The sequence below is a fragment of the Streptomyces sp. 4N509B genome, from assembly GCF_052245655.1.
Classification (GTDB): Bacteria; Actinomycetota; Actinomycetes; order Streptomycetales; family Streptomycetaceae; genus Streptomyces.
Genome location: NZ_JBQQBZ010000032.1, coordinates 21,766 through 47,732, shown reverse-complemented (window position 1 = coordinate 47,732; position 25,967 = coordinate 21,766). Strand labels below are relative to the sequence as shown.

The 25,967-nt window shown below is 73.8% G+C and carries 15 protein-coding genes and 1 pseudogene; 10 read left to right on the top strand and 6 right to left on the bottom strand.

Features of this window, described 5'->3' with window-relative positions; all coding sequences use genetic code 11:
* Nucleotides 1-22: 22 nt before the first annotated feature.
* The 3 genes from ACTWP5_RS24820 to ACTWP5_RS24810 all read left to right on the top strand — a co-directional run bounded on the left by ACTWP5_RS24820 (nt 23) and on the right by ACTWP5_RS24810 (nt 4,140).
* On the top strand, nt 23-1,306 hold the full coding sequence (locus ACTWP5_RS24820) for a site-2 protease family protein (RefSeq protein ID WP_443223321.1): 1,284 nt from the start codon (nt 23-25) through the stop codon (nt 1,304-1,306).
* 190 nt (nt 1,307-1,496) lie between these two features.
* On the top strand, nt 1,497-2,501 hold the full coding sequence (locus ACTWP5_RS24815; RefSeq protein ID WP_443223320.1) for a sulfotransferase family protein: 1,005 nt from the start codon (nt 1,497-1,499) through the stop codon (nt 2,499-2,501).
* 1 nt (nt 2,502) lies between these two features.
* Nucleotides 2,503-4,140 carry a sulfatase family protein gene (locus ACTWP5_RS24810; protein ID WP_443223319.1) on the top strand — a complete coding sequence of 546 codons (1,638 nt, stop codon included), beginning with the start codon at nt 2,503-2,505 and terminating at the stop codon, nt 4,138-4,140.
* Nucleotides 4,141-4,180: 40 nt separating this feature from the next.
* Here the strand turns inward: ACTWP5_RS24810 and ACTWP5_RS24805 are convergent, their stop codons facing one another.
* The 3 genes and pseudogenes from ACTWP5_RS24805 to ACTWP5_RS24795 all read right to left on the bottom strand — a co-directional run bounded on the left by ACTWP5_RS24805 (nt 4,181) and on the right by ACTWP5_RS24795 (nt 7,817).
* On the bottom strand, nt 4,181-6,049 hold the full coding sequence (locus ACTWP5_RS24805) for a serine/threonine-protein kinase (RefSeq protein ID WP_443223318.1): 1,869 nt from the start codon (nt 6,047-6,049) through the stop codon (nt 4,181-4,183).
* Between the two features lie 221 nt (nt 6,050-6,270).
* Nucleotides 6,271-7,272 (bottom strand): annotated as a pseudogene (locus ACTWP5_RS24800) (glycoside hydrolase family 5 protein); the annotation flags it as partial.
* Between the two features lie 266 nt (nt 7,273-7,538).
* On the bottom strand, nt 7,539-7,817 hold the full coding sequence (locus ACTWP5_RS24795; RefSeq protein ID WP_443223317.1) for a hypothetical protein: 279 nt from the start codon (nt 7,815-7,817) through the stop codon (nt 7,539-7,541).
* A gap of 624 nt (nt 7,818-8,441) precedes the next feature.
* Between ACTWP5_RS24795 and ACTWP5_RS24790 the strand changes: the two genes are divergently transcribed.
* Both ACTWP5_RS24790 and ACTWP5_RS24785 read left to right on the top strand, forming a co-directional pair.
* Nucleotides 8,442-10,421 (top strand): sensor histidine kinase, encoded by a 1,980-nt coding sequence (locus ACTWP5_RS24790; protein ID WP_443223316.1) that lies wholly within the window; start codon nt 8,442-8,444, stop codon nt 10,419-10,421.
* Between the two features lie 228 nt (nt 10,422-10,649).
* Nucleotides 10,650-11,474 carry a hypothetical protein gene (locus ACTWP5_RS24785; protein WP_443223315.1) on the top strand — a complete coding sequence of 275 codons (825 nt, stop codon included), beginning with the start codon at nt 10,650-10,652 and terminating at the stop codon, nt 11,472-11,474.
* Here ACTWP5_RS24785 and ACTWP5_RS24780 read toward each other — a convergent pair.
* Entirely contained in the window at nt 11,381-11,866 is a 486-nt protein-coding gene (locus ACTWP5_RS24780) for a roadblock/LC7 domain-containing protein (RefSeq protein ID WP_443223314.1), read from the bottom strand. The two genes, ACTWP5_RS24785 and ACTWP5_RS24780, sit on opposite strands and share 94 nt — an antisense overlap.
* Nucleotides 11,863-14,472 carry a sensor histidine kinase gene (locus ACTWP5_RS24775; protein ID WP_443223313.1) on the bottom strand — a complete coding sequence of 870 codons (2,610 nt, stop codon included), beginning with the start codon at nt 14,470-14,472 and terminating at the stop codon, nt 11,863-11,865. Before ACTWP5_RS24775 ends, ACTWP5_RS24780 begins: the two co-directional genes overlap by 4 nt.
* A gap of 473 nt (nt 14,473-14,945) precedes the next feature.
* Between ACTWP5_RS24775 and ACTWP5_RS24770 the strand changes: the two genes are divergently transcribed.
* The 5 genes from ACTWP5_RS24770 to ACTWP5_RS24750 all read left to right on the top strand — a co-directional run bounded on the left by ACTWP5_RS24770 (nt 14,946) and on the right by ACTWP5_RS24750 (nt 22,862).
* Nucleotides 14,946-15,767: a hypothetical protein gene (locus ACTWP5_RS24770; protein WP_443223312.1), complete on the top strand. Its 822-nt coding sequence runs from the start codon at nt 14,946-14,948 to the stop codon at nt 15,765-15,767.
* A 32-nt stretch (nt 15,768-15,799) separates the two neighbouring features.
* Nucleotides 15,800-16,531 carry a spermidine synthase gene (locus ACTWP5_RS24765; RefSeq protein ID WP_443223311.1) on the top strand — a complete coding sequence of 244 codons (732 nt, stop codon included), beginning with the start codon at nt 15,800-15,802 and terminating at the stop codon, nt 16,529-16,531.
* A 240-nt stretch (nt 16,532-16,771) separates the two neighbouring features.
* Nucleotides 16,772-17,623, top strand: coding sequence for a response regulator transcription factor (locus ACTWP5_RS24760; RefSeq protein ID WP_443223310.1), 852 nt, complete (start codon nt 16,772-16,774; stop codon nt 17,621-17,623).
* 4 nt (nt 17,624-17,627) lie between these two features.
* Nucleotides 17,628-18,731, top strand: a complete 1,104-nt coding sequence (locus ACTWP5_RS24755; protein WP_443223309.1) for a HAMP domain-containing sensor histidine kinase — start codon at nt 17,628-17,630, stop codon at nt 18,729-18,731.
* A 348-nt stretch (nt 18,732-19,079) separates the two neighbouring features.
* Entirely contained in the window at nt 19,080-22,862 is a 3,783-nt protein-coding gene (locus tag ACTWP5_RS24750; protein ID WP_443223308.1) for a multifunctional oxoglutarate decarboxylase/oxoglutarate dehydrogenase thiamine pyrophosphate-binding subunit/dihydrolipoyllysine-residue succinyltransferase subunit, read from the top strand.
* Between the two features lie 72 nt (nt 22,863-22,934).
* Here the strand turns inward: ACTWP5_RS24750 and fxsT are convergent, their stop codons facing one another.
* Nucleotides 22,935-25,931 carry an FxSxx-COOH system tetratricopeptide repeat protein gene (gene fxsT / locus ACTWP5_RS24745; protein ID WP_443223307.1) on the bottom strand — a complete coding sequence of 999 codons (2,997 nt, stop codon included), beginning with the start codon at nt 25,929-25,931 and terminating at the stop codon, nt 22,935-22,937.
* Nucleotides 25,932-25,967: the final 36 nt, after the last annotated feature.

Here is a 25,967-nt window from a genome sequence, read left to right as displayed (position 1 = left end):
GCCGGGGTACCCGCCGCGTCTGATGAAGGCAACGTTCACGCTGGGGCGCATCGCGGGCGTCAGGGTCGGTGTGCACTGGAGCGTGCTGGTGATCTTCGGCCTGATCGCCCTCGGGCTGGCGGCCGGCAGGCTGCCCGAGGGCCACCCGGGCCACGGCTGGTTCGCGTACACGGCGCTCGGCGTCGTCACCGCCCTGGTGTTCTTCGCCTCACTGCTCGCCCACGAGCTCGCCCACGCCGTGGTGGCCAGGCGCAACGGCGTCGGCGTCGACGACATCGTGCTGTGGCTGCTGGGGGGCGCCACGCGGATGCGGTCGGAGGCGCCGAGCCCGCCGGCCGAGCTGCGGATCTCCGCCGTCGGCCCTCTGGTGAGCCTCGTGCTCGGCGCGTTCTTCGCCCTGCTGGCCGGGGCACTGGCCGCCGTCGACGTCAGCGGGCTCCTGGTGGAGGCGGTGGCGTGGCTCGCGGCGATCAACATCCTGCTCGCGCTCTTCAACGCGATCCCCGCCGCGCCGCTGGACGGCGGGCGGCTGCTGCGGGCCTTCCTGTGGTGGCGCACCGGTGACCGGCTGCGGGCGACGGCGGGCGCCTCCACGGCGGGGCGGGTCCTCGGCTGGGTGATGGTGGCGCTGGGCCTGTGGGGCTTCGTGTTCGGCGCCGCGGTCGGTTCGCTGTGGCTGGCGCTGATCGGCTGGTTCCTGGTGGTGGCGGCGAGCGAGGAGGAGCGGCAGGCGCGGCTGCGGGAGCTGCTGGGCGGGGTGTCGGTGCGGGAGACGATGACGCCCGACCCGACCACCGTGCCCGCGCGGATGACGGTGGACCGCTTCCTCTCCGACCCCACCTACGCCTACCGGCACACGGCGTTCCCGGTGCGGCGCGGGGAACCGGCGGACCGGGACCGTCCCCCGGAACGGGACGGAGCGCACCCCGGGGAACGGGTGCCGCCCGGCGAGGGCGGCCGGGCGCGGCCCGCCGCGGTGGGGCTCGTCACGGTGGAGCGGGCCCGGCAGGTGCCGGCCGAGGAGCACCGGCGCACCACGGTCGGCGAGGTCATGCTGCCGCTGGCCGAGGTCCGCGTGGCGCGGCCCGAGGACGCGCTCGTCGACCTGCTCCAGAAGCTCGAACCGGGCGCGGAGCACCGCGTGCTGGTCGTCGACCACGAGCGCCTCGTCGGCATCGTCTCGCCCTCCGACGTCAACCGCACCGTGCGGTGGCTCTCCGCCCGCCGCGGTCGCGGCGGTCCCGGGCCCGGCTCCGGGCCCGGCTCCGGCTGGCCGACAGGACACGCGGCGGACACGCGACGATAACGAAACGGGTCCGTGAACGCCCCTTCACGGCGACGGCCCATCCGCCCCACTTTGTTCCGATCGGTGGCACCCGCGAATTAACCCATGTTGCGAATGCCCCATTGTTGACCTCCGCGAGGTGTCCTAATCTTTGGGCCGGTGAACGTCCGGAGACGTGGGGGGAAACGCGACGGAAAGCACAGGGAGCGGCATGGGCATCGTGAGCACCGGGATCAGGCGCCGGGCGAGACTGTTGGGAGAGGCACTGCGTCCGCCGCGCCCGACCACCTTGGCCGGGGGCGTCCCCGCCCAGACGCGCGAGGAGCCCGCGCCCGCGACCCGGCCCGCGAAGTCCACCGACACCGGCAAGATCAGCAAAGAGCGCAAAGATCGCAAAGCAGCGGCGGTCGCCGGGGCGGGCGGCGCGGAGAGCGGGACGGCGCGGCGTCCGGAGAAGCGGACCGTCGCCGTCACGTACACCGTCCCCACCGCCTCACGCCTCGTCGAGTCCCCGGTCTTCGTGCTGGCCCCCGTGCGCTCCGGGTCGACGCTGCTGCGCATGCTCCTCAACAGCCACTCCCGCATACGCGCGCCCCACGAGCTGCACCTGCGCGCCATCGACGTGCGCCTGACGCCCGGCTTCTCCGACCGTTCCATGAAGCAGCTCGACCTCGACCAGGCCGAGCTCGAGCACGTCCTGTGGGACCGGGTGCTCAACCTGGAGCTGGAGCGCAGCGGCAAGGACGTCATCGTCGACAAGACCCCGGGCAACGTCTGGACCTGGGAGCGCCTGCGGTACGCCTGGCCCAAGGCCCGCTTCCTCATTCTGCTCCGCCACCCCGCGGCCATCGTCTCCTCCCTCGTCCACCGCCAGAGCAACACCGCCACCTGGCGGCAGCTGGAGGCCAACGTCCTGAAGTACCTCGAACCGCTGGAGGAGGCCCGCCAGACCCTCCAGTGCCCGACCGTCCGCTACGAGGAGCTCACCGCCGAGCCCGAACGCGTCACCCGCGAGCTGTGCGAACACCTCGGCGTCGACTGGGAGCCCGGCATGCTCGACTACGGCACCCAGGACCACGGCGCGTTCCTGCCCAACCTCGGCGACCGCAGCGGCAAGATCCGGTCCGGGCAGATCCAGCCGGCCGGAGAGCCCGAGGGCGCGGAGAGGCTCTCGCCCCGGCTGCGGGAGATCGCCGACGCCTGGGGCTACCGCTGACATGCCGGGCGCGCGGAAGGAGCCAGGCGCACGGAAGGACCCGGCCGCACGGACGGACTCCGCCGCGCGGAAGGACCCGACCGACGCGCCCGGGCCGGGCGAGCCCGCCTCCCCCCGGCGGCCACCGAACATCCTGCTGATCACCAGCGACCAGCAGCACTGGCGCACCCTGGGCCGGGTCAACCCCGAGATCCACACCCCCCACCTGGACCGGCTGGCCGCCGAGGGCACCGCCTTCGACCGGGCCTACACCCCGAACCCCACCTGCACCCCCACCCGCGCCTCCCTCATCACCGGCACCTACCCGAGCCAGCACGGCGCCTGGACCCTCGGCACGAGGCTCCCCGAGCACGTGCCGACCCTCGGCGGGCACCTGGCCGCCGCCGGCTACCGCACCGCGCTCGTCGGCAAGGCCCACTTCCAGCCGTTGCGCGGCACCCCGGAGCACCCCTCGATCGAGGCGTACCCCCTCCTCCAGGACCTCGACTTCTGGCGGGACTTCCACGGGCCCTACTACGGCTTCGACCACGTCGAGCTGGCCCGCAACCACACCAGCGAGGCCCACGTCGGCCAGCACTACGCGCTCTGGCTGGAGGAGGAGAAGGGCTGCCGCGACTGGCGGCGGTACTTCCGCCCACCCACCGGCACGCTCGGCGAGGACGTGGCGCACAGCTGGCCGATCCCCGAGGAACTGCACTACAACACCTGGATCGCCGAACGCACGGGCGCGCTGCTCGCGGAGCACCAGCGCTCGGGACCGCGCTCGGAACAGCCGTTCTTCTGCTGGGCCAGCTTCCTCGACCCGCACCCGCCCTACCTGGTGCCGGCGCCGTGGGACACGATGTACGACCCCGACGCGCTGACCATCCCCACGGGCACCCACGGCGAGCACGAGCGCAACGCGCCCCACTTCGGCCTGACCCAGCACCCCGACCCCGACTTCTCGCCCTGGCAGGAGAGCGGCCACCTCGTCCACGGCCTCCACTCCCACCTGCTGCCCGAAGAGGAGCGGCGGCGGCTGGTGGCCACGTACTACGGCATGGTCAGCATGCTCGACGCCGCCGTCGGCTCGCTCCTCGCCCGGCTGGCACAGCTCGGCCTCGACCGCGACACCATCGTGGTCTTCACCACCGACCACGGGCACTTCTTCGGCCAGCACGGCCTCCAGGCCAAGGGGCCCTTCCACTACGAGGACCTGCTGCGCGTGCCGTTCCTCGTCCGCTGGCCGGGACGGGTGCCGGCCGGGCGCGCCACGGACGCGCTGCACTCGCTGGTGGACCTCGCCCCGACGCTGCTCGGGCTCGCGGGGCTCGAGGTGCCGCGGGCCATGACCGGCGTGGACCAGGGCGCGGTCTGGACCGGGGCGGCGCGGGCCGCGCGGGACCACGTGCTCTGCGAGTTCCACCACGAGCCGACCACGGTCCACCTGCGGACGTACGTCGAACGGCGGCACAAGCTGACGATCTATCAGGACAGGACGTACGGCGAACTCTTCGACCTCGTCGACGACCCCGGGGAGACCCGCAACCTCTGGGACGACCCCGACGCGGCGACGCTGCGCTCGGAGCTGCTGCTGCGGTACGCCTGGGCGGAGATGGCCAGGGAGGCGCTGCCGATGCCCCGGGTCGCGGTGGCCTGACCCCCGGCGCGCCCGACGCGGCTCACCGGTCCCCGGGGCCTCAGCGTGGGGGCAGCCTCGCGGCGGCGGCGTCGGTCAGCCGGGAGGCCATCGCGCAGAGCTCCTCCGTGGGGTACTCGCTGGTCGGCCCCTCGACGAACAGCCGCACCATCTCGACCGCCCGGTCGGAGTCCTGGCCGGGGTACTCGCGGTAGACCACGCGGACCGTGCAGGAGTCCTCCTCGTTGCCCTCCGGTTCGCGGTAGGTCGCGTAGCCGTGGGTGAAGGACACCTCGCTGTTGTCCCTCACCTGCGCCGCCTTGTCGCGGTCGAAGTGCACCGTCACCGACACGCCTTCGACGGTGTCGGTCCACTCGCAGTCCCAGGAGGCGACGCCCCGCTCCGGCCGGTCGCCGATGCCGGGGACGACGTCCCGCAGCGTCGCGACGTCGAGCAGGCCGCAGGCACTGCGCCGGGCCAGCGAGTCCTGCGGATACTCCTGGGCACGACGGGGGACCGGGCCCTCGTTCAGCTGCGCGGCCAGGCTGTCGGCGACCGAGCTGGCGACCTCGCACAGCCTCCGGCTTCCGCCCTCCAGCCGCTCGCCCTCCTCGCTCTCGTCGTTGACACGGACCCCGAGTTGCAGGGTGTCGGCGGTGTCGAGGGGCCGCAACCAGCGGGCGCACTCGTCGTCCTCCGACTCTCTCGACTCGATGACGACCCGTCCCCTGGTCTCGGCGGGCAGGCCCTCCTCGGACGTCCCGCCCGGGTGCAGAGCGATCGACACGTCGATGCGGGTCCGCTCGGAGGGACGCACGATCACGTCGCAACGGTCGAAGTTCCCGTAGTCCCTGTCCAGTTCGACCTCGCCGAACCCCTCCAGCGCGTCCAGGTCGTGCAGCTCGCACAGGTCGACGGTCAGCGGATCGCCGATCAGGGTCATCCGCTCACCCTTCCCCGCGCCGAGGACGAGGGTCAGGGTGAGGGTGACTCCCAGGGGCACCGCGACGCCGGTGGCGACCGCGGCGAGCATCGGCCAGCGCCACCGCCGCTTCCCGGAGCGCTCGGCACGCTCGGCGATCGCCGCCAGGAGCCGCCGGGCCTCGACGGCGCTGGGGCGGAGCGCCGGATCGCGCTGGAGCATGGCGGTGAGCACGCGATTCAGCGGCCCCACCGCCTCGGCGTCCATCGCGACGAGGCCCTGCTGTGCCTTCTCGAAGACGTCGAGGGGCTCGGTGACCTCGGCCTCGGCGTCCTCCTCCCCCCGCGACCGGTCACCGCGCGGCGGCGAGCCCGTGACCAGGGCGTACAGGGTGGCGCCCAGGCAGAACACGTCCGAGGCCGGACGGGGGACCTCCCCCAGGGCCAGCTCGGGGGCCGCGTACGCCGGTGTGTAGCTGTTGGGGCCGTTGGCGGTGACGGTCTCCGTGCCGCCGCCGATCCGGTAGGCGGCCCCGAAGTCCAGCAGCTTCGCGGTGCCACGCCGGGTGAGGCCGATGTTGGCGGGCTTGACGTCGCAGTGAACGATGCCCGCCTCGTGCAGCGCGGCGAGCGCGTCGGCGACGTGGGCGCCGACGCCGGCCGCCCGTTCGGGGGACATCAGCGGCTGCTGGTCCAGGCCGCCTCCGGGGACGTACTCCATGATCAGCCACGGCGCCTCCTCCCCCTCTCCCTCCCCGTCCCCGCCGCCGTCCTCGTCCCGCGGTGCGGTCACCACGTTGAACAGGGTCACGACGTGGGGATGGTCGCGGAACCTGGCCATGGCGCGCGGCTCGCCGAACCGCCGGCGCGCCGCGACCTCGCGGTCGCCCGCGACGCGCTGCGGCTTGAGCGCCACGTCCTGCCCCAGCACCGTGTCGTGGGCCAACCACACGGTGCCGCTCCGCCCCGTGCCGATGACTTCCTTGAGGACATAACGGCTGGTTAACACGTCTCCGGGACGCACGGTCTCCCCCTGCCTGTGTACAGCGACGCGCGGCGACCAGCTGACCACGCACACGACATCAATCTACTGCGTGAGGGTGACGTCACCCAGAGCCTTTGCCGCCATCGGGTCGACGACGAACCGTCACGGGCTGGCCGGGCGGAACGAGAACGGGCCGCCCGGGAGGGAGACCGGGCGGCCCGCGACCTCGTGGCGGGAGGTCACTGGTAGATCGTGGCCTCCTCGGCCGTCTCGGCGATGCCGTTGGCGCCGTGGAAGATCCGCTCGCCCCAGGAGGTGAGCTGGTTCGGGTCGAAGCCCGTCACCATGTCGAGGTACTCGACGCCGCCACCGTTGCCGCTCCAGGACCAGCCGATGTAGCCGAGGCCCAGCTGGGTGGTGGTGGCCATGATCGTGTCCTCGTCGGGGTTGCCGTCCGAGTGGTTGTGGCCGAACTCGCCGACGAGGATCGGCAGGCCGGCGTCGACGTACGCGCCGAGGTAGTCCGTGACCTCCTGCGCGGTGTCGTACACCCCGTACATGTGGACGGAGAAGATGGTGTTGCCGGTGGGGTCGGCGGCGTGAACGGACTGGGCGTTGTCGCGCATGACGCCCTGCCAGTCCTGGCCCCAGTTCGGCGCGTCCACCATGAGGGTGTGCTGGAAGCCGGCGTCGCGCAGCTTCTGGATGGCGGCGATGGTGTCGGCGGTCCAGCCGGAGGCGTTGTTGTTGCCGTAGGGCTCGTTGCCGATGTTGATGATGACGTGGTTCTCCTCGCCGGTGAGCACGTCCTTCAGGCCGATCCAGTAGTCGGCCGCGACGTCCAGCGAGACGGCCGCGCCCGCCTCGCCGTAGCCGGTGGTGTCGTGCACCTCCAGCACGCAGATGAGGCGGTTGGCCTTGCAGGTGTCGACGACGTTCGCGACGTCCGCGGCGCTGTTCTCGGTCCACTGGTCGCCGCTGGAGAGCACGACGCGCACCGTGTTGGCGCCCAGGGCCTTGATGTCGGCGAAGGACTGCGTCTCGTTGGCGTACCACGTGTGGGCGTGGCTGACGCCGCGGATGACGAAGTCGTTGCCGGTGCTCTCCACGAGCCGGCCGTTGTTGATCGTGAGGCCCGTGGCCTGCGCGGTCTCCTGGCCGTTGGCCGTCGACACGGACACCAACAGGCCCGCCACGACGGCGACGACGGCCGCGACCGCGGCACCGATCCGGGTTTTCCTTCTCATGGCCTCTCCTCAGGGAGTTCCGTCCCGCAGGACTCCGAGTGGGTGGGGGTAAAGGACCAGGTGGGAGATGGGAGCGCTCCCACAGATCACCATCAGGCCACCGCCGTCACGACCATGTCAAGCCGTTTGACACACTAAACGTACTTAACACCGCACGCACCGCGACGGCACTCCCGTCCCGCGCGACGGCCTCCGCTCCGCGCACGGCGAGCCGGTGCCGGCTCCGGCACGTCGGACCGGCCGCGACCGACCGGCCGCGGCGGACGTCAGCCGGCGCGCCGGCTCCACGGCCAGCGCGGGCCCGGGTCCGGGGCGACGTCGGGCGCGTACCGGTACCGCCAGCCGCGCGGCAGCCCCAGCCGTCGGGTGTGGGAGGCGGGCTCCAGCAGGTACACGTGCACGGTCTCCCCTTCCCCGGCGGCGTCGCGGCCCGCCGGCACCGGCACCTCGTAGCGCCGCGGCGGCCTGCCCGTCGCGCCGACCAGCACGGGCAGCTCCCGGCCGTCGAGGGGCCCGCCGAGAAAGCGGACGCGTTCGCTTCTCACGGGCACGCCACCGCCCGGGGGCGGTTCGTCGAGGTCATACCGGAAGCCTAGAGGCTGTCGCGCAGTCCCTGGTGGACCAGGGAGCGGCGTCCTGGGGGCACCGCCCGGACCCCGGAGGGGTCTGAGGGAGGGAGTCGCAGGGCGTCGTGAGTCCGCCAGGGACTGCGGGACAGCCTTCAGGACGCGTCCCGAGTCCCGGGTGGCCCGCCACTCCCCCGGACTTCGTCCGGACGGGAGACGCCGCCCGAGGCACGCACGTCCGCCACGTTGCCGCCGCGCGAGGACGACGCGCACGGGCCGCTGCCCGGCACCCCGCAACCGCACGCGGCGGACGCCGCACGGGCCGGCCGGGGCGGTGGAGTAGCACCCCAGGGGGTCCCGGGATCCCAGGCGGAGACGGGAGCGGTGCGCCCTGCGGCTTCGGTGGGCGCGACCGCCCGGGACCCGGAGGGGTCCGGGGGAGGACGTCGCGGGGCGGCGCGAGTCCGCCGGGGATCTCGGGGCACCCGCCAGGAGGCCGACGCGCGGCGCGTGACCCCGGGTGAACCGCCGGACGCCTCCTGTTCACCAGGCATCCACGGGGCTCCGGGGGCGATATAACCGCGCCGTGCTGTGCTGGCGGGCATGTCGCGGACACCCTGGAGCACGATCCGAGGCCGGGTCGCCACCATCCTCGCCGTCCCCACGTGTCTGCTGCTGGTCTTCGCCGGTGCCGGCGTCGCCGACCGTGGCGCCGACTGGTCCGCCGCGCGGGAGAGCGGCGACCGGGTGCGGATCGCCCTCGACGCGCAGACCCTGGTGCGGGAGCTGCAACGGGAGCACGGCCTGACCAGCGGGCTGCTCGTCGGCGCCGGCTCCTACCGGCCCGAGCTCGCCGCCGCCCGCCGCCGCGTCGACGCCGTGCACCTGGAGCTGGTGCGCCGGGCCGGCGACGACTCCTTCCCCGCCTACCGCGAGGCGCTCGCCACGCTCGACGGGCTCGCGGCCGTCCGCGAGGAGGTGGACGGCGGCCGGGCCGCGTCGGCCGGCAGCTCCGAGTTCTACGCCACCGCCATCGACGCGCTCAACGACGCCCAGCGCGCCGAGGACCCGGGCCACGACGACCCGCGGCTCGGCGACGGCATGGACGCCCTGCTCGCCCTGGCCGCCGCGACGGAGTCACTGGCCCAGGAGCGGGGCCTGATGAACGGCGTCTTCGTCGAGGGCCGCTTCCAGCCGGGTCAGTTCGTGGACTTCGCCGCCGCCCGCGCCTCCCGCGCGTCCGCGCTCGGCGCCTTCGAGCGGCTGGCGACCGCCGACCAGCGCGCCGCCCTGGAGCGGGCCTTCGACGGCCGTCCCGCCACCCGCGTGGCCGCCCTGGAGACCGAGGCCGACGAGGGCGCCGACGGCTCGCCGCTGTCGGTGGCGGCCGAGGAGTGGTGGGAGGCGAGCACCGCCCTGACCGACGAGCTCCACGAGGTGCAGCGGCTGGTCGGCGAGGACGTCTCCGAGCGGGCCGCGCAGCTGCGGGGGTCGGCCACCCGGCAGCTGCTGGGCTTCCTCGCGCTGGGCGCCCTCGTGCTCGCCGTCGCCGCGTCCCTGGCCGTCCTGGCCTCCCGTGCGATCGCCCGCCCGCTGGACCGACTCACCCGTCAGGCGGAGGCGGTCGCGGGCCAGCGGCTGCCGGAGACGGTGCGGGCCGTGCAGGAGGCCGAGCCGGAGGAGGCGGAGCGGCTGGTGCCGCCAGAACGGCCGGAGCCGACGGCGACGGACGGCGAGGCCGAGGAGGTCGCGCGGCTCGCCACGGCGCTGCGCCGCGTGGAGCGGACGGCGGTGACGTTGGCCGCGCAGCAGACGGTGCTGCGGCGCAACGGCACCGAGTCGCTGGCGAACCTGGGCCACCGCCACCAGCGGCTGGTCAGGCGGCAGCTGCGGCTGATCACCGCGTTGGAGAGCAAGGAGACCGACCCGGACGCGCTGGGCGAGCTGTTCGAGCTCGACCACCTCGCCACGCGCATGCGGCGGAACGCCGACTCGCTGCTGATCCTCACCGGGCAGCAGCTGCCGCCGCGGGTGTGGAGCGGCACGGCGCACGTCGCCGAGGTGGTCCGCTCGGCCGTCTCCGAGGTGGAGGACTACCGGCGGGTGACGCTGGTGGAGGCGGCCGAGTGCCACCTCCACGGCTGGGCCGTGTACGAGCTGTCCCACCTGCTGGCGGAGCTGATCGAGAACGCGCTGACGGCCTCGCCGCCCGGCCGGCCGGTCGAGGTCTACGGCTGGCACGACGGCGCCGAGTACGTGCTGGCGGTGGTGGACCGCGGCTCGGGCATGACGGAGGAGGAGCTGGAGCGGGCCAACGAGCGGCTCGCGGGCGAGGACAGCTTCCTCGTGGCGCCCAGCCGCTTCCTGGGGCACTACGTGGTGGGCACGATCGCGGCACGGATCGGCGCGCAGGTGGAGCTGCGGCACACGCAGAGCTCGCCGGAGACGGTCGGGGGGCGGGGCGCCGGCGTCTCGGCGTACGTGGCGCTGCCGGAACGGCTGCTGGTGGGAACGGCGGGGGCCGCCGGGGCCGAGCACGACCGTGGTACGGCGTCGGTCCAGGTGATCGGGCCGGGGGCGTAGGGCCCGGGCCGTCCGGTGTCCTGACGCGACCCGCTCCGCGCGTCGTGCGGCCGGGCGCCACGCGGCGCCACCCGTTCGCCCGCGTCGGGATGCGGGGCGGGTCGGCGCGTGCCCAGGATCGGTCCGTGGTGCGCTGGGCGCCACGGACCGAGACCACGGAGGTGTCGCGCGGTGCGGCTGGTGCGGCTGGTACGGCTTGTGCGGCTGTCAGGGCCTGTCGTCCCCCTCGTGCCCGTCCTGGCCCTGGCGCTGCTCCTGTCCGGCGTGCCGGCGGCGCGGGGAGCCGACGGGGAGGGCGGTGCGGGTGAGGGCGGCGCCGGCGGGGTGGACGCGCTCGTGGCGGAGCTGGGAGAGGCCGACCGCGAGGCGACGGACGCCCGGGAGGCGTACGAGGAGGCCGCGACGCGGCTGCGGGAGCAGCGGGACCGGGTGACGGAAATCTCCGACGAACTGGCGGGCACCCGGGGGGAGTTGGCGAGCGCGCGGGAGCTGGCCGGCCGACTCGCCCGCGAGCAGTACCGGCGCGGCGGCGCGGCGGCCCTGCCGGCCGGCCTGCGGGTGCTGCTGGGCGAGGACCCGGACCGGGCGCTGCACGCCGGGACGGTCGCGCGGCGGGCCGCCGAGGCGCACCTGACGACGGTGCGGCGGCTGGTGGAGGGCGAGGAGAGCGCGGCCGAGCTGGCGCGCCGGGAGCGGGAGGAGCTCGACGCGCGGCAGGCGCGCGCCCGGGAGCTGCGGCGGGAGCGGGACGCGGCCGAGCGCCGGCTGGAGGACGCGGTGGACCTGCTGGTGGCCGCCGCGGCGCCGGCCGCCGTCCCGCCGGACGCCTCGGAGGAGCCCGCCGCGCCGGAGGGTCCGGGCGGATCGGACGCCTCCGGCGCGTCGTCAGGTCGGGACGGCGCGCCGGACGACGGTGAGCCGGACGACGGTGAGCCGGACGACGGCGCGCCCGGCGGTGCTCACCGGGCGGCGCCGGCCGCGCCCCGCAACTCGGCGCGCAGCCGCGGCGTGAGCAGGTGGCCGGCCCGCCCCACGAACAGCGCCATGTGGTAGGTCACCATCCCCATGTCGGCGTCGGGTTCGGTGTAGACGCCGAGCAGCGAGCCGTCGCTGATGGACATCACCAGCAGGTTGCCCGCGTTCATCGCGACGAGCGTCTGCCGCACCGCGCCGCCGCCCATCAACGAGGCGGCACCGCCCGTCAGGCTGCCGAGCCCGGAGACGATGGTGGCGAGGTCCGCGCTGGAGCCGCGCGGCCCGCCCGGCCCGCCGGCCGTCGCCACCGCCCCGCCGGGGTCGGACGACAACAGCGGGAGGCCGTCGGCCGAGACCACGGCCACGGAGACGAGGCCCGGCACCTCCCTGACGAGTCGGGACAGCATCCAGCGCAGGTCCCGGGCGGAAGCGCTGGCGGCGTCGTGGGGCAGCGGGAAGGGACTGGTCATGACGGCGCCTCCTCGTCCTCGGCGGTGGCGGACCCCGCGGTGCGGGCCGCGTCGCGGTGGCCCTCGCGGGCACCGCGCTGGAAACCGCCGAGCCGTCTGCGGAGCTCCTCGGCGTCGACACGAGGGGTGGCCTGCGACGCCTCGGCGGGCGGGACGGCCTGGTTGGGCACCACGGGGATCGCGCCCGTGGTGCGCATCGGCAGGCCGCTGTCGGTGAAGGCGTACGGGGCGGGGACGCTGTCGGCCGCGTGCGCGTGCTCGGTGTGCCCGTGCTCCGGGCGCGCGTGCTCGCCGTGCCCGTGCTCCGCGGGCGCCACCGGACTCGCCGGGGTGACCGGGCTCGGCGGGGCCAACGGACTCGCGGGCGCCACCGGGTTCGGCGGGGCCAACGGCGTCCCGAGCGGGCTCGCCTGGGCGCCCGGCGTGCGGGTGGGCAGCACGGGACGCGCCGGGGCCGGCGTCGGCGGCGGGTAGGCGCCGGGCACCTCGCCCATGCCGGGCAGGCCCTGCATCTCGGTCAGCAAGGTGGCGGACACCACGATCTCGGCGGCCGTGCCGCCGGACGGCCGCGCCCTGAGCGCGGCGTGCAGCCCGTGCCGGGCCGCGAGCCGCGCCACGGTGTACAGGCCCATGCCGATGCCGGCGGCGCCCACGGCCGGCGCGCCGGCGTGGCCGTGGCCGTGGCCGCCCTCGGCCCCCGGCGGCGGGGTGATCGGGTCGGCGAGACGCGCGTTGAGCACGGCGAGCCGGGCGTCGGACACGCCCATGCCCTCGTCCTCGACCAGCAGCGTCAACCCACCCTCCAGCCACCTGCCGCTGAGCCTGACCCGGGCGCCCTCGGGGGAGAAGGCGGTGGCGTTGTCCAGGAGTTCGGCGAGGAGGTGGCTCAGGTCGCGGGCGGCGGAGCCGACGACGCCCACGGCCGGGGGCGGCGAGATCTCGACGAGCTCGTAGCGCTCGATCTCGCTGACGGCCGCGCGCAGCACGTCGATCAGCGGCATCGGCTCCGTGGCCCTGGTCGAGGAGTCGGCGCCGGCCAGCAGCAGGAGGTTCTCGCCGTGGCGGCGCATGCGGGCGGCGAGGTGGTCGAGGGTGAAGAGGACCGCGAGGTGGTCGGGGTCGGTCTCGTGCTCCTCCAGCCGCTCGATGACGGACAGCTGCTCGCCGACGAGGCCCAGCAGGCGCTGGGCGTGGTGGGCGAACATGCCGTGCACCGCGCCGTGCAGCGCCGTCAGCTGGTTGCTGAGCTCGCCGTGTTCGCTCAGGAGCCGGTCGCGTTCGGCCCGCAGCCCGCCGCTGTCCCGTTCTATCTCCGTGGCCCGCTGGTGGAGCTCGACGGCGCGGGCGTGGAGCGCGTTGACGGAGGCGACGACCTCGGCGAACTCGTCGTCGCGGCCGGTGTACCTGACGGGCTGCTGCCCGGCCGGGTCGGCCGCGACGCGGCGGCTGCCGAGCCGCACGGCGGCGAGCGGGCGGGTCAGGGAGCGCGCGGTGCGCACGCTGACGCCCAACGCCAGCACGAGCGCGGCCACCAGCAGGCCGACGCGCAGCTGGAGGGAGAGCAGTTCGTCGGAGCGCTGGTCGTTCAGGCTCTGGAGCTGCTCGGTGGCCAGCGAGCTGAGCACCGTGCGCTGGGCCTCGGCGCGGGCGGCCAGGGCGCGGTCGAGGTTCTCCCGCGCCTCGGCGTCCTCCGGCGCGAGGGCGCCCTCCCCGTGGGTGAGCTGGTTCAGGTACTCCTCGGCGACCTCCGAGCCCGAGGCGCCGCCGACGGCCCGTTCGTACGCGTCGAGCGCGGCCTCGTCGGCGGTGGCGACGAAGCTCCCCACGGCGGCGGCCTCGCGGTTGGCCTGGCGCTGGGCGAGCCGGGTGAGCGCGGCGTTCCGCTCGGGGTCCGCCGTGGCCTCGGCCGTCCCCGCCAGCAGCAGGCCGTGGGAGGCCGCGGAGGCGTCCGCGGCGCGGGCCAGGTCGGGCAGGGCGCTGGCGGTGGGATCCACGGCCTGGCCGGGGACGGTGCCGCTGGCCGTGAGGAGGGTCAGGCGCAGGTCCTCGATGATGCCGGTGTACGCGTTGTGCGTCCGGGTGGGGTCGGCCTCGCCCTCCAGGGCCCGCTGACGGATGTCGGGCAGGGCGTCGAGGCTGTCGCGCAGGCCCTCGGGCAGGTCGGGTTCGAGTTCGGCGGCCTGCTCGTCGGCGCGGTCGCGGTCCTCCTCGCTGAGGGGGCTCCCGCCCGACCCGCCGCCGGCCTCGGTGGCGGCGACGAGGGCGTCCCGCTCGTCGGCGAGGGTGTGGGCGAAGGTGAGGGCGCGCCGGCCCAGCTGGGCGTCGGCGACGAGGTCCTGAACGGCCGTCAGCTGCTGGTATCCGGCGTGCACGGCGGGGACACCGGCGGTGAGGACCGCGATGCCGGTCAACAGCACGCCGACGAGCAGCCGGTTGCGGACCCGGGAGCGGCGTGCGCGCGCGGCGTGGGCGGCGTGTGAACGGGATCCCGTGGATCCCGTGGGAGGTGGCGTCTCGCCTCCCGCCGCGGACCCGGAGGACCGTCGGGACGGGGACGGCTCGGTGGGGTCGTGCCCGGCGGGATCGTGCAGCCTCGTCTTCCGCACCTGTGCTCGCATTCTCGTCCTGGCCACCGGCCAGGGGCCCGGCACGTCGTCTGGCCGGTGCGCCCCGCCGGACGTCACCTCGGTCGATGTCATCGAACCTGCACGTCGGCACCGACCATGCCAGCGCCGCGCGGGCAGCAGGTGGCCTCCCCCACGTGGCCACCCGAAGGAGTGAACCTCACTCGAACTTCGCGGACAAACCAACTCCTGGTGCCGACAATCTGCGTCCTCTCGCGCTGTGTCTGCCGTTCGGATCGTACCCGGGCCCGGCACGGCAAGATCATTTTGCCAGATGGTTGTTGACCGCTTGTCATCCGAGACTCGCTCACCGTCGCTGATCGTTGCCGAACCCCGACCGGCGGGACGGCCCGTCGCGGTCGTCCCCGACCGTCGCCCGACCGCCGCTACCGATCGTCACCGCGCTGGCACGGCGAAGGACAGCGTAGGCCAGCGTGTGGGGCAGACTGGCCGTCATGCGATGCCGCTCCGCCTCCGAGCCCGGCTCCCCGGGGCGCCCGAACGAGGACTACGTGGGCGTGGCCGACGCGGCCGCGGGCCGTGGCGGCGTCCTGGTGCTCCTGGACGGCGTGACGGCGCCGGCCTCGGGCGGCGGCTGCGACCACGGCGTCGCCTGGTTCTCCGCACGTCTGGGCGGCGCGCTGCTCCAGAGCTGCGGGCGGGCCGGGCGGACGGCCTGGGAGGCGCCGTTGACCGCGTGCCTGGCGGAGGCGATCGCCGGGACAGCGGGGGCCCATGGTGCGACATGTGACCTTTCTCACCCACGAACGCCGCAGGCCACGGTGGTCTGCGCGCGCTGGGACGCACGCGCGGTGGAGTACCTGGTGCTGTCGGACTCCGTGCTGCTGGTCCAGGCCGCGGACGGTGCGGTGCGGGCCGTGCTGGACGACCGGCTCGCGGCCCTGGCGCCGGCGGCGCGGCGGCTGCCGGCCGGCGAGCGGGGTGCGTTCGTCGAGGCGCGACGGAACCGGGAGGACGGCTTCTTCACGGCGGCGGCCGACCCCGCGGTGGCCGCGTTGGCGGTGACCGGGACGGTGGAGCGGGACGGGGTGCGCGCGCTCGCCGCCCTGAGCGACGGGGTGGGCCGGTGGGTGGAGACCTTCCGGTTCGGCGACTGGCCGGCGTTGTTCGACGCGCTGGCGGCGAACGGCCCGGCGGCGGTCATCGACCGGGTGCGGGCGGCGGAGTCGGCGGATCCGGAGGGCGTGGCGTTCCCGCGTGGCAAGGTCCACGACGACGCGACCGCCGTGGTCGTGGAGTTGGGCGACGCGCGGTAGGGCCGCGTGCGCGATCCGCGAGAATGGGACACATGGCTCCCACACCGCCACCCGGCGTGCCCGACGCCCCCGTCGTCCTGGACCGGAGGGAGGGGCCGCACGGCGAGGTGGTGTTGCGGCGGCAGGGCGGGGTCCTCCAGATCATCGCCAACGGCTGCTTCCTGATGGACACCTCCGACGGCCGCTCCGAGCGGCTGCTCGTCGCCGCCGCCCTCCGGGCGCTCGGGGAGGAGCGCGGCGCGGCGCGCCCCGCCGGGCGGCGGCCGCGCCTGCTGATCGGTGGCCTCGGCGTCGGCTTCTCGCTGTGCGAGGCGGTCGGGGAGGCCGGCTGGGGCGGGATCGCGGTCGTCGAGCGGGAGGCGGCCATCGTCGACTGGCACCGCCGTGGCCCCCTGGCCGCGCTCACCGCGACGGCCCTGGCCGATCCCCGCGTCACCCTGCACCAGGCGGACCTGCTGAGCTTCCTTCACACATCCCACACCCGGTACGACGCCCTGTGTCTGGACATCGACAACGGCCCGGACTGGACGGTGACCGACGACAACGCCGGCCTCTACTCCCCCGCCGGGCTGGCGATCTGCCGTGAACGGCTGGCTCCGGGCGGCGTTCTCGTGGTCTGGTCCGCACACCATTCCAACGCATTCATGAAGAACCTTAGGGATGCCGGCTTTAGCAACGTTCGCACCAGAGAAGTGCCGGTTACCGGTGGGGCACCCGACGTGCTCTTTCTCGCCAGCCACCATCTCGCCAACCGGTCTGCGTAGCCGTGGGCTGACGTTGCGCTCTACGCTGCTTCACAGAGCGCTTCGGCACAATCGGAGCACATTCAGTGCACATTCCGATGTTCGAGAGCACATTCGACAGGCCCGATCGACAACTCCACACGCACCGAAGGACACAGCAAGCGCCGACCGCCGACTCCCAGGCGGCCGGCACGACCGCACGACGCCACGCACACGTGCCAGTACCAGCCGACTGGCACCGAACCGATCCCGGGGGCGGGAATGAACCAGACAGAGACCAGGACCACGACCCACGACACCGACGCGGCCGACCCCACCGAGCCTGCACTCCAGGATCGGCCCGGTCACCACCACAGCACCACCGCGACGACACCGGGCGCCCAACGCCGCGTCCTCGTCGTCGAGGACGACCCCACGATCGTGGACGCGATCGCCGCGAGGCTCCGCGCCGAGGGCTTCCTCGTCCAGACCGCCGCGGACGGGCCGGCCGCCGTGGAGTCGGCCGCCGCCTGGCACCCCGACCTTCTCATCCTCGACGTCATGCTCCCCGGCTTCGACGGACTGGAGGTCTGCCGACGCGTCCAGGCCCAGCGCCCCGTGCCGGTGCTGATGCTGACCGCGCGCGACGACGAGACCGACATGCTCGTCGGCCTCGGGGTCGGCGCCGACGACTACATGACCAAGCCGTTCTCCATGCGGGAGCTCGTCGCGAGATCCCACGTGCTGCTGCGCCGCGTCGAACGCGCGGCCGTCGCCGCCACCACGCCACGCCCCGGCAGCGTGCGCCTGGGCGACCTGGAGATCGACCGCACCCAGCGCCGTGTCCGCGCCGCCGGAAAGGACATCCACCTCACGCCGACCGAGTTCGACCTCCTGATGTGCCTGGCCCGCTCCCCACGCGCGGTCCTCACCAGGGAGCAGCTGCTCGCCGAGGTCTGGGACTGGGCCGACGCCTCCGGCACCCGCACGGTCGACAGCCACGTCAAGGCGTTGCGCCGGAAGATCGGCGCGGAGCGCATCCGCACGGTGCACGGTGTCGGGTACGCACTGGAGACGCCCCCTGGCTTCGCCGGCGAGGCCGCGCGTCCGGGACAGGCCACCGGCGAGGTCTGACCGGGTGGACCGTGTGGAGGGCAGGGAACGGGTGCGCGCGCTCGTCCGACACCCGATATGGCGGCGGGCGTGGCGGCTGACCCGGCCGCTGGACCCGTACCGCTCGGTCAAGGCGGCGCTCGGCTGGCTCGTGGTGATCTCGGTCGCGATCACGACCGTGCTGATCCTGCTGGCCTACCGCTCCGACATCGAGCTCCAGGTGATCGCCATCATCGCGATCATCGCCTCGCTGCTCGTGACGCAGTTCGTCGCGCAGTCGCTGGCCACTCCGGTGCTGGAGATGACCGCCGCCGCCCGCGCCATGGCGCGCGGGGACTACGGCCGCCGCGTCAGCGTCGCCCGGCGTGACGAGCTGGGCGACCTGGCGCAGGCGTTCAACCGCATGGCCGCCGACCTCCAGGCGGTGGACCGCCACCGCAAGGAGCTGGTCGCCAACGTCTCGCACGAGCTGCGCACCCCCATAGCGGGGCTCCGCGCGGTGCTGGAGAACGTCGTGGACGGCGTCTCGGAGGCCGACCCGGCCACGATGGCGACGGCGCTGCGCCAGACCGAGCGGCTCGGGCGGCTCGTCGAGCAGCTGCTCGACCTCTCCCGCCTGGAGAACGGCGTGGTGCCGCTGCGTCCGCGCGGCTTCCAGGTGGAGCCGTACCTGACGTCGGTCCTCGGCGACGCGTCCGTGGCGCGCCGGGGCCACTCCCGCACGGACGTGCGGTTCCGGCTCGACGTGGCCCCGGCCAGCCTGCGCGCCCACGCCGACCCGGAGCGGCTCGACCAGGTGGTGACCAACCTCGTGGACAACGCGGTCAAGCACAGTCCGCTCGGCGGCCAGGTCACGGTCATGGCCCGGCCGGGCCGGACGCCCGGCGGCCTGGTGCTGGAGGTGCGCGACGAGGGCCCCGGCATCCCCCGCTCCCAGCGGGACCTGGTCTTCGAGCGCTTCGGGCGCGGCACCACCGACGGCGCCCCGCCACGGGACGGCGGCACCGGGCTCGGCCTGGCGATCGCCCGCTGGGCGGTGGACCTGCACGGGGGCACGATCAGGGTGGCCGAGTCGCGCCGGGGCTGCCGGATACGGCTCACCCTGCCGGGCCAGCCCGACCGGGTCTGACGGCCGGCACCCCGGGGCCCGTCGTCACGGTGCGCGCACGGCGGTGGGGACCGCCTCGCCGGGCGTGGGGCGACGGGGGCGCGGGGCGCGGTCCCGGCATGTCCGTCGTATCATCTCTCGGCCCCACTCGTCCGGCCGCGGTGACCGCGCACGGTCCGCACTTGACGGTTCCCTTACCTTTTCCTATCGAATCAGATGCAGTTCCCGGCCTCACATGCGCCGAAACGCACCCGTGACTGTGATCTAGGCGACGTCTGAGCGGCCAGGACTGCGCCGCGCGCCCCTACAGGCGTAGCCTTGATTTTCGCTGTCCATAGACCTGCGAAGCGGAAGAGGGCGGTTGCCGCCGTGTCGCCACAGTCCCCGAACACCTCCAGCGTCGAGACCGACCAAGGGGCAGGGAAGAAGAGCCCCGCCGCCGGCTTCGGCGCCAACGAATGGCTCGTTGACGAGATCTACCAGCAGTACCTGCGAGACCCGAACTCCGTGGACCGGGCCTGGTGGGACTTCTTCGCCGACTACAAGCCCGGGGACCGGGCGACGGCGTCCACCGACGGCGAGGCCACCCAGACGCAGGCAGCGGCGCCCGCCCCCGCGGCCCCGGCCCAGCCGGCGACGTCCGCCGCCCCGCGCGCGACGGCGGCCCAGCCCGCGGCGTCCGCGTCCGCCGCCCAGCCCGCGGCGCCCGCGCGGACGGCGCCGGCGCAGAGCGCCCCGGCGAAGGCGGCCCCCGCGGCGGCACCCGCCAAGGCCGCGCCCGCCAAGCCCGCCAAGCCGGCGGCGCAGCCGGCGCCCGAGGCCGCCGACGGACCGGAGTACGTGACGCTCCGCGGCCCGGCCGCCGCCGTCGCGAAGAACATGAACGTCTCGCGGGAGATGCCGACGGCCACGTCCGTCCGCGCGGTCCCCGTGAAGCTGCTCTTCGACAACCGCATCGTCATCAACAACCACCTCAAGCGCGCCCGCGGCGGCAAGGTGTCGTTCACGCACCTCATCGGCTACGCCATGGTGCAGGCGCTGAAGGCGATGCCGTCGATGAACCACGCGTTCGCCGAGAAGGACGGCAAGCCGACGCTCGTCAAGCCGGCCCACGTCAACCTCGGCCTCGCCATCGACCTCGTGAAGGAGAACGGCGACCGCCAGCTCGTCGTCGCCGCCATCAAGAAGGCCGAGACCCTCAGCTTCTTCGAGTTCTGGCAGGCGTACGAGGACGTCGTGCGCCGCGCCCGCACCGGGAAGCTCACGATGGAGGACTTCACCGGCGTCACCGCCTCCCTCACCAACCCCGGCGGCATCGGCACCGTGCACTCCATGCCGCGCCTGATGTCCGGGCAGGGCCTGATCATCGCCGTCGGCGCGATGGAGTACCCGGCGGAGTTCCAGGGCACCTCGCAGGAGACGCTGAACCGCCTGGGCATCTCCAAGGTGATGACGCTCACCTCGACGTACGACCACCGCGTCATCCAGGGCGCCGCCTCCGGCGAGTTCCTGCGCCAGATGAGCCAGCTGCTGCTCGGCGAGAACGGCTTCTACGACGACATCTTCGAGGCCCTGCGCATCCCGTACGAGCCGGTCCGCTGGCACCGCGACATCGACGTCAACCACGACGACGACGTCACCAAGGCCGCCCGCGTCTTCGACCTGATCCACGCCTACCGGGTCCGCGGCCACCTCATGGCCGACACCGACCCGCTGGAGTACCGCCAGCGCAAGCACCCCGACCTCGACATCAAGGAGCACGGGCTCACCCTGTGGGACCTGGAGCGCGAGTTCGCGGTCGGCGGCTTCGCCGGCAAGTCGATGCTGAAGCTCCGCGACATCCTCGGCGTGCTGCGCGACTCGTACTGCCGCACCACCGGCATCGAGTACATGCACATCCAGGATCCGAAGGAGCGCAAGTGGATCCAGGACCGCGTGGAGCGTCCGCACCGGCCGCCGGAGCGTGAGGAGCAGCTGCGGATCCTGCGCCGGCTGAACGCCTCCGAGGCGTTCGAGACGTTCCTCCAGACGAAGTACGTGGGGCAGAAGCGGTTCTCCCTGGAGGGCGGCGAGACCGTCATCCCGCTGCTGGACTCCGTGCTCGACGAGGCCGCGGGCGCGCGGCTGGACGAGGCCGTGGTCGGCATGGCCCACCGCGGCCGGCTCAACGTGCTGGCCAACGTCGTGGGCAAGTCGTACGCGCAGATCTTCCGGGAGTTCGAGGGGAACCTCGACCCGAAGTCGATGCACGGCTCGGGTGACGTCAAGTACCACCTGGGCACCGAGGGCACCTTCACGGGCCTGTCGGGCGAGACGATCAAGGTGTCGCTCACGGCCAACCCCTCCCACCTGGAGGCCGTGGACCCGGTGGTGCAGGGCGTGGCCCGCGCCAACCAGGACATCATCGGCCGGGGCGGCAAGGACTTCACGGTGCTGCCGATCCTGATCCACGGCGACGCCGCCTTCGCCGGCCAGGGCGTGGTGGCCGAGACGCTGAACATGTCGCAGCTGCGCGGGTACCGCACCGGCGGCACGGTCCACATCGTCATCAACAACCAGGTGGGGTACACCGCCACCGCCGCCGCGGCCCGCTCCTCCACGTACTGCACGGACGTGGCCCGCATGATCGAGGCGCCGATCTTCCACGTCAACGGCGACGACCCCGAGGCCGTCTGCCGGGTGGGCCGGCTGGCCTTCGAGTACCGGCAGGCGTTCCACAAGGACGTCGTCATCGACCTCGTCTGCTACCGGCGCCGTGGCCACAACGAGACGGACAACCCGTCCTTCACCCAGCCGCTGATGTACGACCTGATCGACAAGAAGCGCTCGGTGCGCAAGCTCTACACCGAGTCGCTGATCGGCCGCGGCGACATCACGCTGGAGGAGGCCGAGCAGGCACTCCAGGACTTCCAGGCCCAGCTGGAGAAGGTCTTCAAGGAGGTCCGCGAGGCGACGGGCAGCCCGGCCCCCGCACAGGTCCCGCCCGCGCAGCCGGAGTTCCCGGTCGCGGTGGAGACCGCCGTGAGCCAGGAGGTCGTCAAGCGGATCGCCGAGTCCCAGGTCAACATCCCCGACCGGATCACCGTCCACCCGCGCCTGCTGCCGCAGCTGCAGCGCCGGGCGGCGATGGTCGAGGAGGGCACGATCGACTGGGCCATGGGCGAGCTGCTGGCGATCGGCTCGCTGCTGATGGAGGGCACGCCGGTGCGCCTGGCGGGCCAGGACTCCCGGCGCGGCACCTTCGGCCAGCGGCACTCGGTGATCATCGACAGGACCACCGGCGAGGACTACACCCCGCTGCTGTACCTCACCGAGGACCAGGCCAGGTTCAACGTCTACGACTCGCTGCTGAGCGAGTACGCGGCGATGGGCTTCGAGTACGGGTACTCCCTGGCCCGGCCGGACGCACTGGTGATGTGGGAGGCGCAGTTCGGCGACTTCGCCAACGGCGCGATGACCGTCATCGACGAGTTCATCTCCTCGGCGGAGCAGAAGTGGGGCCAGACCTCCGGCGTCACGCTGCTGCTGCCCCACGGCTACGAGGGCCAGGGCCCGGACCACTCCTCGGCCCGCATCGAGCGCTTCCTCCAGCTGTGCGCGCAGAACAACATGACGGTGGCGATGCCCACCTCGCCGGCGAACTACTTCCACCTGCTGCGCTGGCAGGTCCACAACCCGCACCACAAGCCGCTGGTCGTCTTCACCCCGAAGTGGATGCTGCGCCTGAAGGCGGCGACGTCCTCGGCGGAGGAGTTCACCCAGGGCGGCTTCCGCCCGCTGATCGGTGACTCCACGGTGGACCCGGCGGGCGTGCGCAAGGTCGTGCTGTGCAGCGGCAAGGTCTACTACGAGCTGGCCGCGGAGCGCGAGCGGCGCGACGCGCGCGAGGTCGCGCTGGTGCGGCTGGAGCGGCTCTACCCGCTACCGACGGAGGAGATCCAGGCCGAGCTCGCCCGGTACGCGGGCGCGTCGACCCTCGTGTGGGCGCAGGAGGAGCCGGCCAACCAGGGCGCCTGGCCGTTCATCGCGCTGAACCTGGAGCACGAGCTGACGCGGGTCTCCCGCCCGGCCTCGTCCTCGCCCGCGGTCGGTTCGGCCAAGCGGCACCAGGACGAGCAGCAGCAGCTGCTGAACGAGGTCTTCGACCTCTGACCCGCACGCCGGGGGCCGCGTCGCGGTCCCCGGCCCGCTGGCGTCGAGCCCCTGTCCGCGCGATCGCGAGGATCACGTGAGCAGGGGCTCGAAGTCCCAGTAGGGGCGGGCCCGGTCCCGGGCGGAGACGGTGTGGATGTGCTGGGAGCCGAGGGTGGAGATCAGGCCGGAGAGAGCCTCCTCCTCGATCTGGTCGGCGTCCTTGTTCTGGCGCACGGAGCGCAGGTCCATGGCGAGCGCGAGCTGGCAGGAGAGGGACAGCGGGTGGCGCGGGCCCAGCATGGCGGCGGCACGGCGCGCCGTGTCGCGACTGAGGTGCACGGCGCCCTCGACGTCGCCGGCCAGACTGCGGGCGGCCGAGGCGTTAAGCGCGGTACCCAGGGTCCAGGGATGGTCGGGGCCGAGGGCGCGGGCCATGTCGGCCAGGCACTCCTCGGTCAGCAGCTGTGACTGCTGCCGCTCGCCGGCGGCCCGTAGCACCAGGGCGTGGTTGACGGTGACGCCGAGGGTGTACGGGTGGTGGGGGCCGAGCTGGATGCGGTACCGCTCCATGACCTGCTCCCCGACCTCACGGGACTGGTCGAGGTTGCCGTGGGCGCGTTGGACGAACGCATAGCACGTGGCGATGCGCAACGTCAGGGGGGAGCCCTCGCCCAGGACGCGCTCGGCCCGCTCCAGCAGGTCGCCCAGACGGGCATGGGCGGCGGCACGCTCCCCGACGCGCAGCACGCACAGCGCGAGGTTCTGCTCGGCGGTGAGGGTCTGGGGGTTGTCCACGCCCATGACCATGCGGTGGACGTCGACGCTCTGCTCCTGCACGGACAGGGCCTCGGCGTACCTGCCGAGCAGCCGCAGGTCGAGGGCGTAGGCGTTCTCCGAGGAGAGCGAGTAGTTGTGGCGCGAGCGTAGCAGCTCGCGGCGGTCGGCGAGGTTCTTGCGGTTCAGTTCCAACGCGTCCTCGTACCGGCCCAACAGCCGCAGCGTGGCAGCGAGGTTGTGACGGGAGTTTAGGGTGCGGGCGTCCGCCTCGCCGACGACCTCCTGGTGGCCCTCCAGAGCCTGCCGCGTGGCCTCCAGTGCCTCCTCGTAGCGAGCCAGGCCACGCAGGTCGGCCCCCAGGCCCTCCAGGGCTCGGAGCACGCTGGGATGACGCTCGCCGCGCACGACACTGAGGTGCTCGATGACCGAGCGGTCCAACCTCTCGCAGCGCGCGTAGTCTCCGGTGGCCCGCACGAGGGTGGCCTGCTCGGAGGCGAGGTCCGACAGCACCGGGTCCTCGGGGGCGAGGATCTCCCGCCACGCCTGCTCGACGCGCTCGGAGAGCTGGACGCCCGCGGTGTACTCCCCGGCGAGGTACAGGTACCGCAGGCAGTTGAAGACCAGCCTCCGGACGTCGCGGTGGGTGCTGCGCAACGCGCCCGACGCCTCCAGGTGCGGCACGATCTCCGCGAACCGCGGCCAGCGGCGGGTGTCCGTGGGCCGCAGCGGGTCGGCGGCAGCCAGCGAGCGCCGCACGGCCCGGGAGAGGACCTCTCGATCCCCCTCCTCCATGCTCTCCCGCACCGTGTGGCTGACCATGCGGTGCAGGTGGATCGTGCCGGCGCTGGTCGGGTCCTCGTCGTTCTCCGGGGCCTCGAAGCGGATCACGGAGTGCTGCACCAGGCGCCCGACGGCGGCGTTCCACCGCAGCGTGTCGTCCATGAGGCCGGCCAGCTGCTCGGGCAGCTCGGCCGTGGGCACGCCCCGCAGCAGGTGCACCGGGATGGCGCCGGGGGCGAAGAAGGCACACAGCCGCAGCAGCTCCACGGCTTCGCGGGCGGTCTCCCGCAGCCGGTTGAGCAGTATGGAGAAGGCCGTGTAGTACGACATGGGGAAGTCGGGGGCGACGCGCAGCCCGGCTTCCAGGTCGGCGCCGTCACGCAGCATCCGCACGTACTCGGTGACGGACATGGTGGAGTCGGTGAGCCAGCCGGCGGTCTGGTCCAGTGCCAGCGGCAGGTCGCCGAGGGCCTCGGCGAGCTCGTTCGCGTCGGCCGGCTCGATGCGGGGAGCCCGGCGGCGGATGAACGCCACCGACTCCTCGCGGCTGTACACCGGGAGCTCCACGAGCTGGGTGTTGTGCTGGTCCCACTCGCGGTTCTGCGAGGTGATCAGCACGTGTCCCGGGCCGGTGGGCAGCAGGTCGGCGATGGCCGCCGGGTCGTCGGCGCCGTCGAGCACCAGCAGCCAGCGGGTGTAGGGCACGCCGCGGCGCAGCGCCTCGCGCACGGCGCGCAGCCGCTCGCCGTAGTCGGCGCCCGTAGTGAGGTCGAGGGCGGGCGCCAGCTCGGCCAGCCGCTGGCGCAGCGTGCCGCGCTGGTCGGCCGGCACCCACCACGCCATGTCGTACTCGGGCCCGAAGCGGTGGACGTACTCGGCGGCGGTGTGCGTCTTGCCGACGCCCGACATGCCGGTGAGGGTGACCACGCCGGCGCCCGGCTCGGCTCGCTGCAGCAGGTCGTAGATGTCCTGGAGGATCGCCTCCCGCCCGGTGAACCGCGTGTTGCGCCGGGGGACGCCGCTCCAGACGCGGGGCTGCTCCTGCGGGAACCGGGGTCCGGAGCGCAGGCTCTGGTGGGCGCCGGTCGAGGTGAGGGAGGACCCGCGCTGGGCGCGCAGCCCGAGCAGGCCCAGCAGGCGGCGCTCGGCCTCACGGGCGCCGATCCCCCACAGCTCGGCGGCGCCGCCGAACGCGGCGGCGGCGGGCGGCACCGGCTGGGCGTCGACGGTGACGGCGGCGAAGCGGTGGGAGTTCGGGGCGACGACGGCGTGCAGCGCGCGGCGCCACTCCTCGGGGGAGCGGGGGCCGAGCTTGAAGTACCAGTCGGACAGGACGACGAGCAGCCTGCCCCGGACGAGCAGGAGGTCGCTCAGGGCCTCCTCCAGGGGAACGTCGACCACCGGGTCCCAGCGCAGGTACGTGACGCGGCAGCCGTGACGTTCGAGGCGGTCCCCGATCCACACGGCCCACGCCCGGTTGAAGCCCGCGAAGCTGATGGTGATCTGCCGCGGCTCGGCATCTCTGTCCACTGCGTGGCTCCCCTTCGTCGCGACGGTCCGTCAGCT

What these genes read in the sequence shown, in the direction of transcription:
- ACTWP5_RS24780 (WP_443223314.1), bottom strand. Translation starts at nt 11,866, where the DNA reads ATGACCAGTCCCTTCCCGCTGCCCCACGACGCCGCCAGCGCTTCCGCC.
- ACTWP5_RS24790 (WP_443223316.1), top strand. Translation starts at nt 8,442, where the DNA reads ATGTCGCGGACACCCTGGAGCACGATCCGAGGCCGGGTCGCCACCATC.
- ACTWP5_RS24760 (WP_443223310.1), top strand. Translation starts at nt 16,772, where the DNA reads ATGAACCAGACAGAGACCAGGACCACGACCCACGACACCGACGCGGCC.
- ACTWP5_RS24820 (WP_443223321.1), top strand. Translation starts at nt 23, where the DNA reads ATGAAGGCAACGTTCACGCTGGGGCGCATCGCGGGCGTCAGGGTCGGT.
- ACTWP5_RS24815 (WP_443223320.1), top strand. Translation starts at nt 1,497, where the DNA reads ATGGGCATCGTGAGCACCGGGATCAGGCGCCGGGCGAGACTGTTGGGA.
- ACTWP5_RS24765 (WP_443223311.1), top strand. Translation starts at nt 15,800, where the DNA reads ATGGCTCCCACACCGCCACCCGGCGTGCCCGACGCCCCCGTCGTCCTG.
- ACTWP5_RS24770 (WP_443223312.1), top strand. Translation starts at nt 14,946, where the DNA reads ATGCGATGCCGCTCCGCCTCCGAGCCCGGCTCCCCGGGGCGCCCGAAC.
- ACTWP5_RS24810 (WP_443223319.1), top strand. Translation starts at nt 2,503, where the DNA reads ATGCCGGGCGCGCGGAAGGAGCCAGGCGCACGGAAGGACCCGGCCGCA.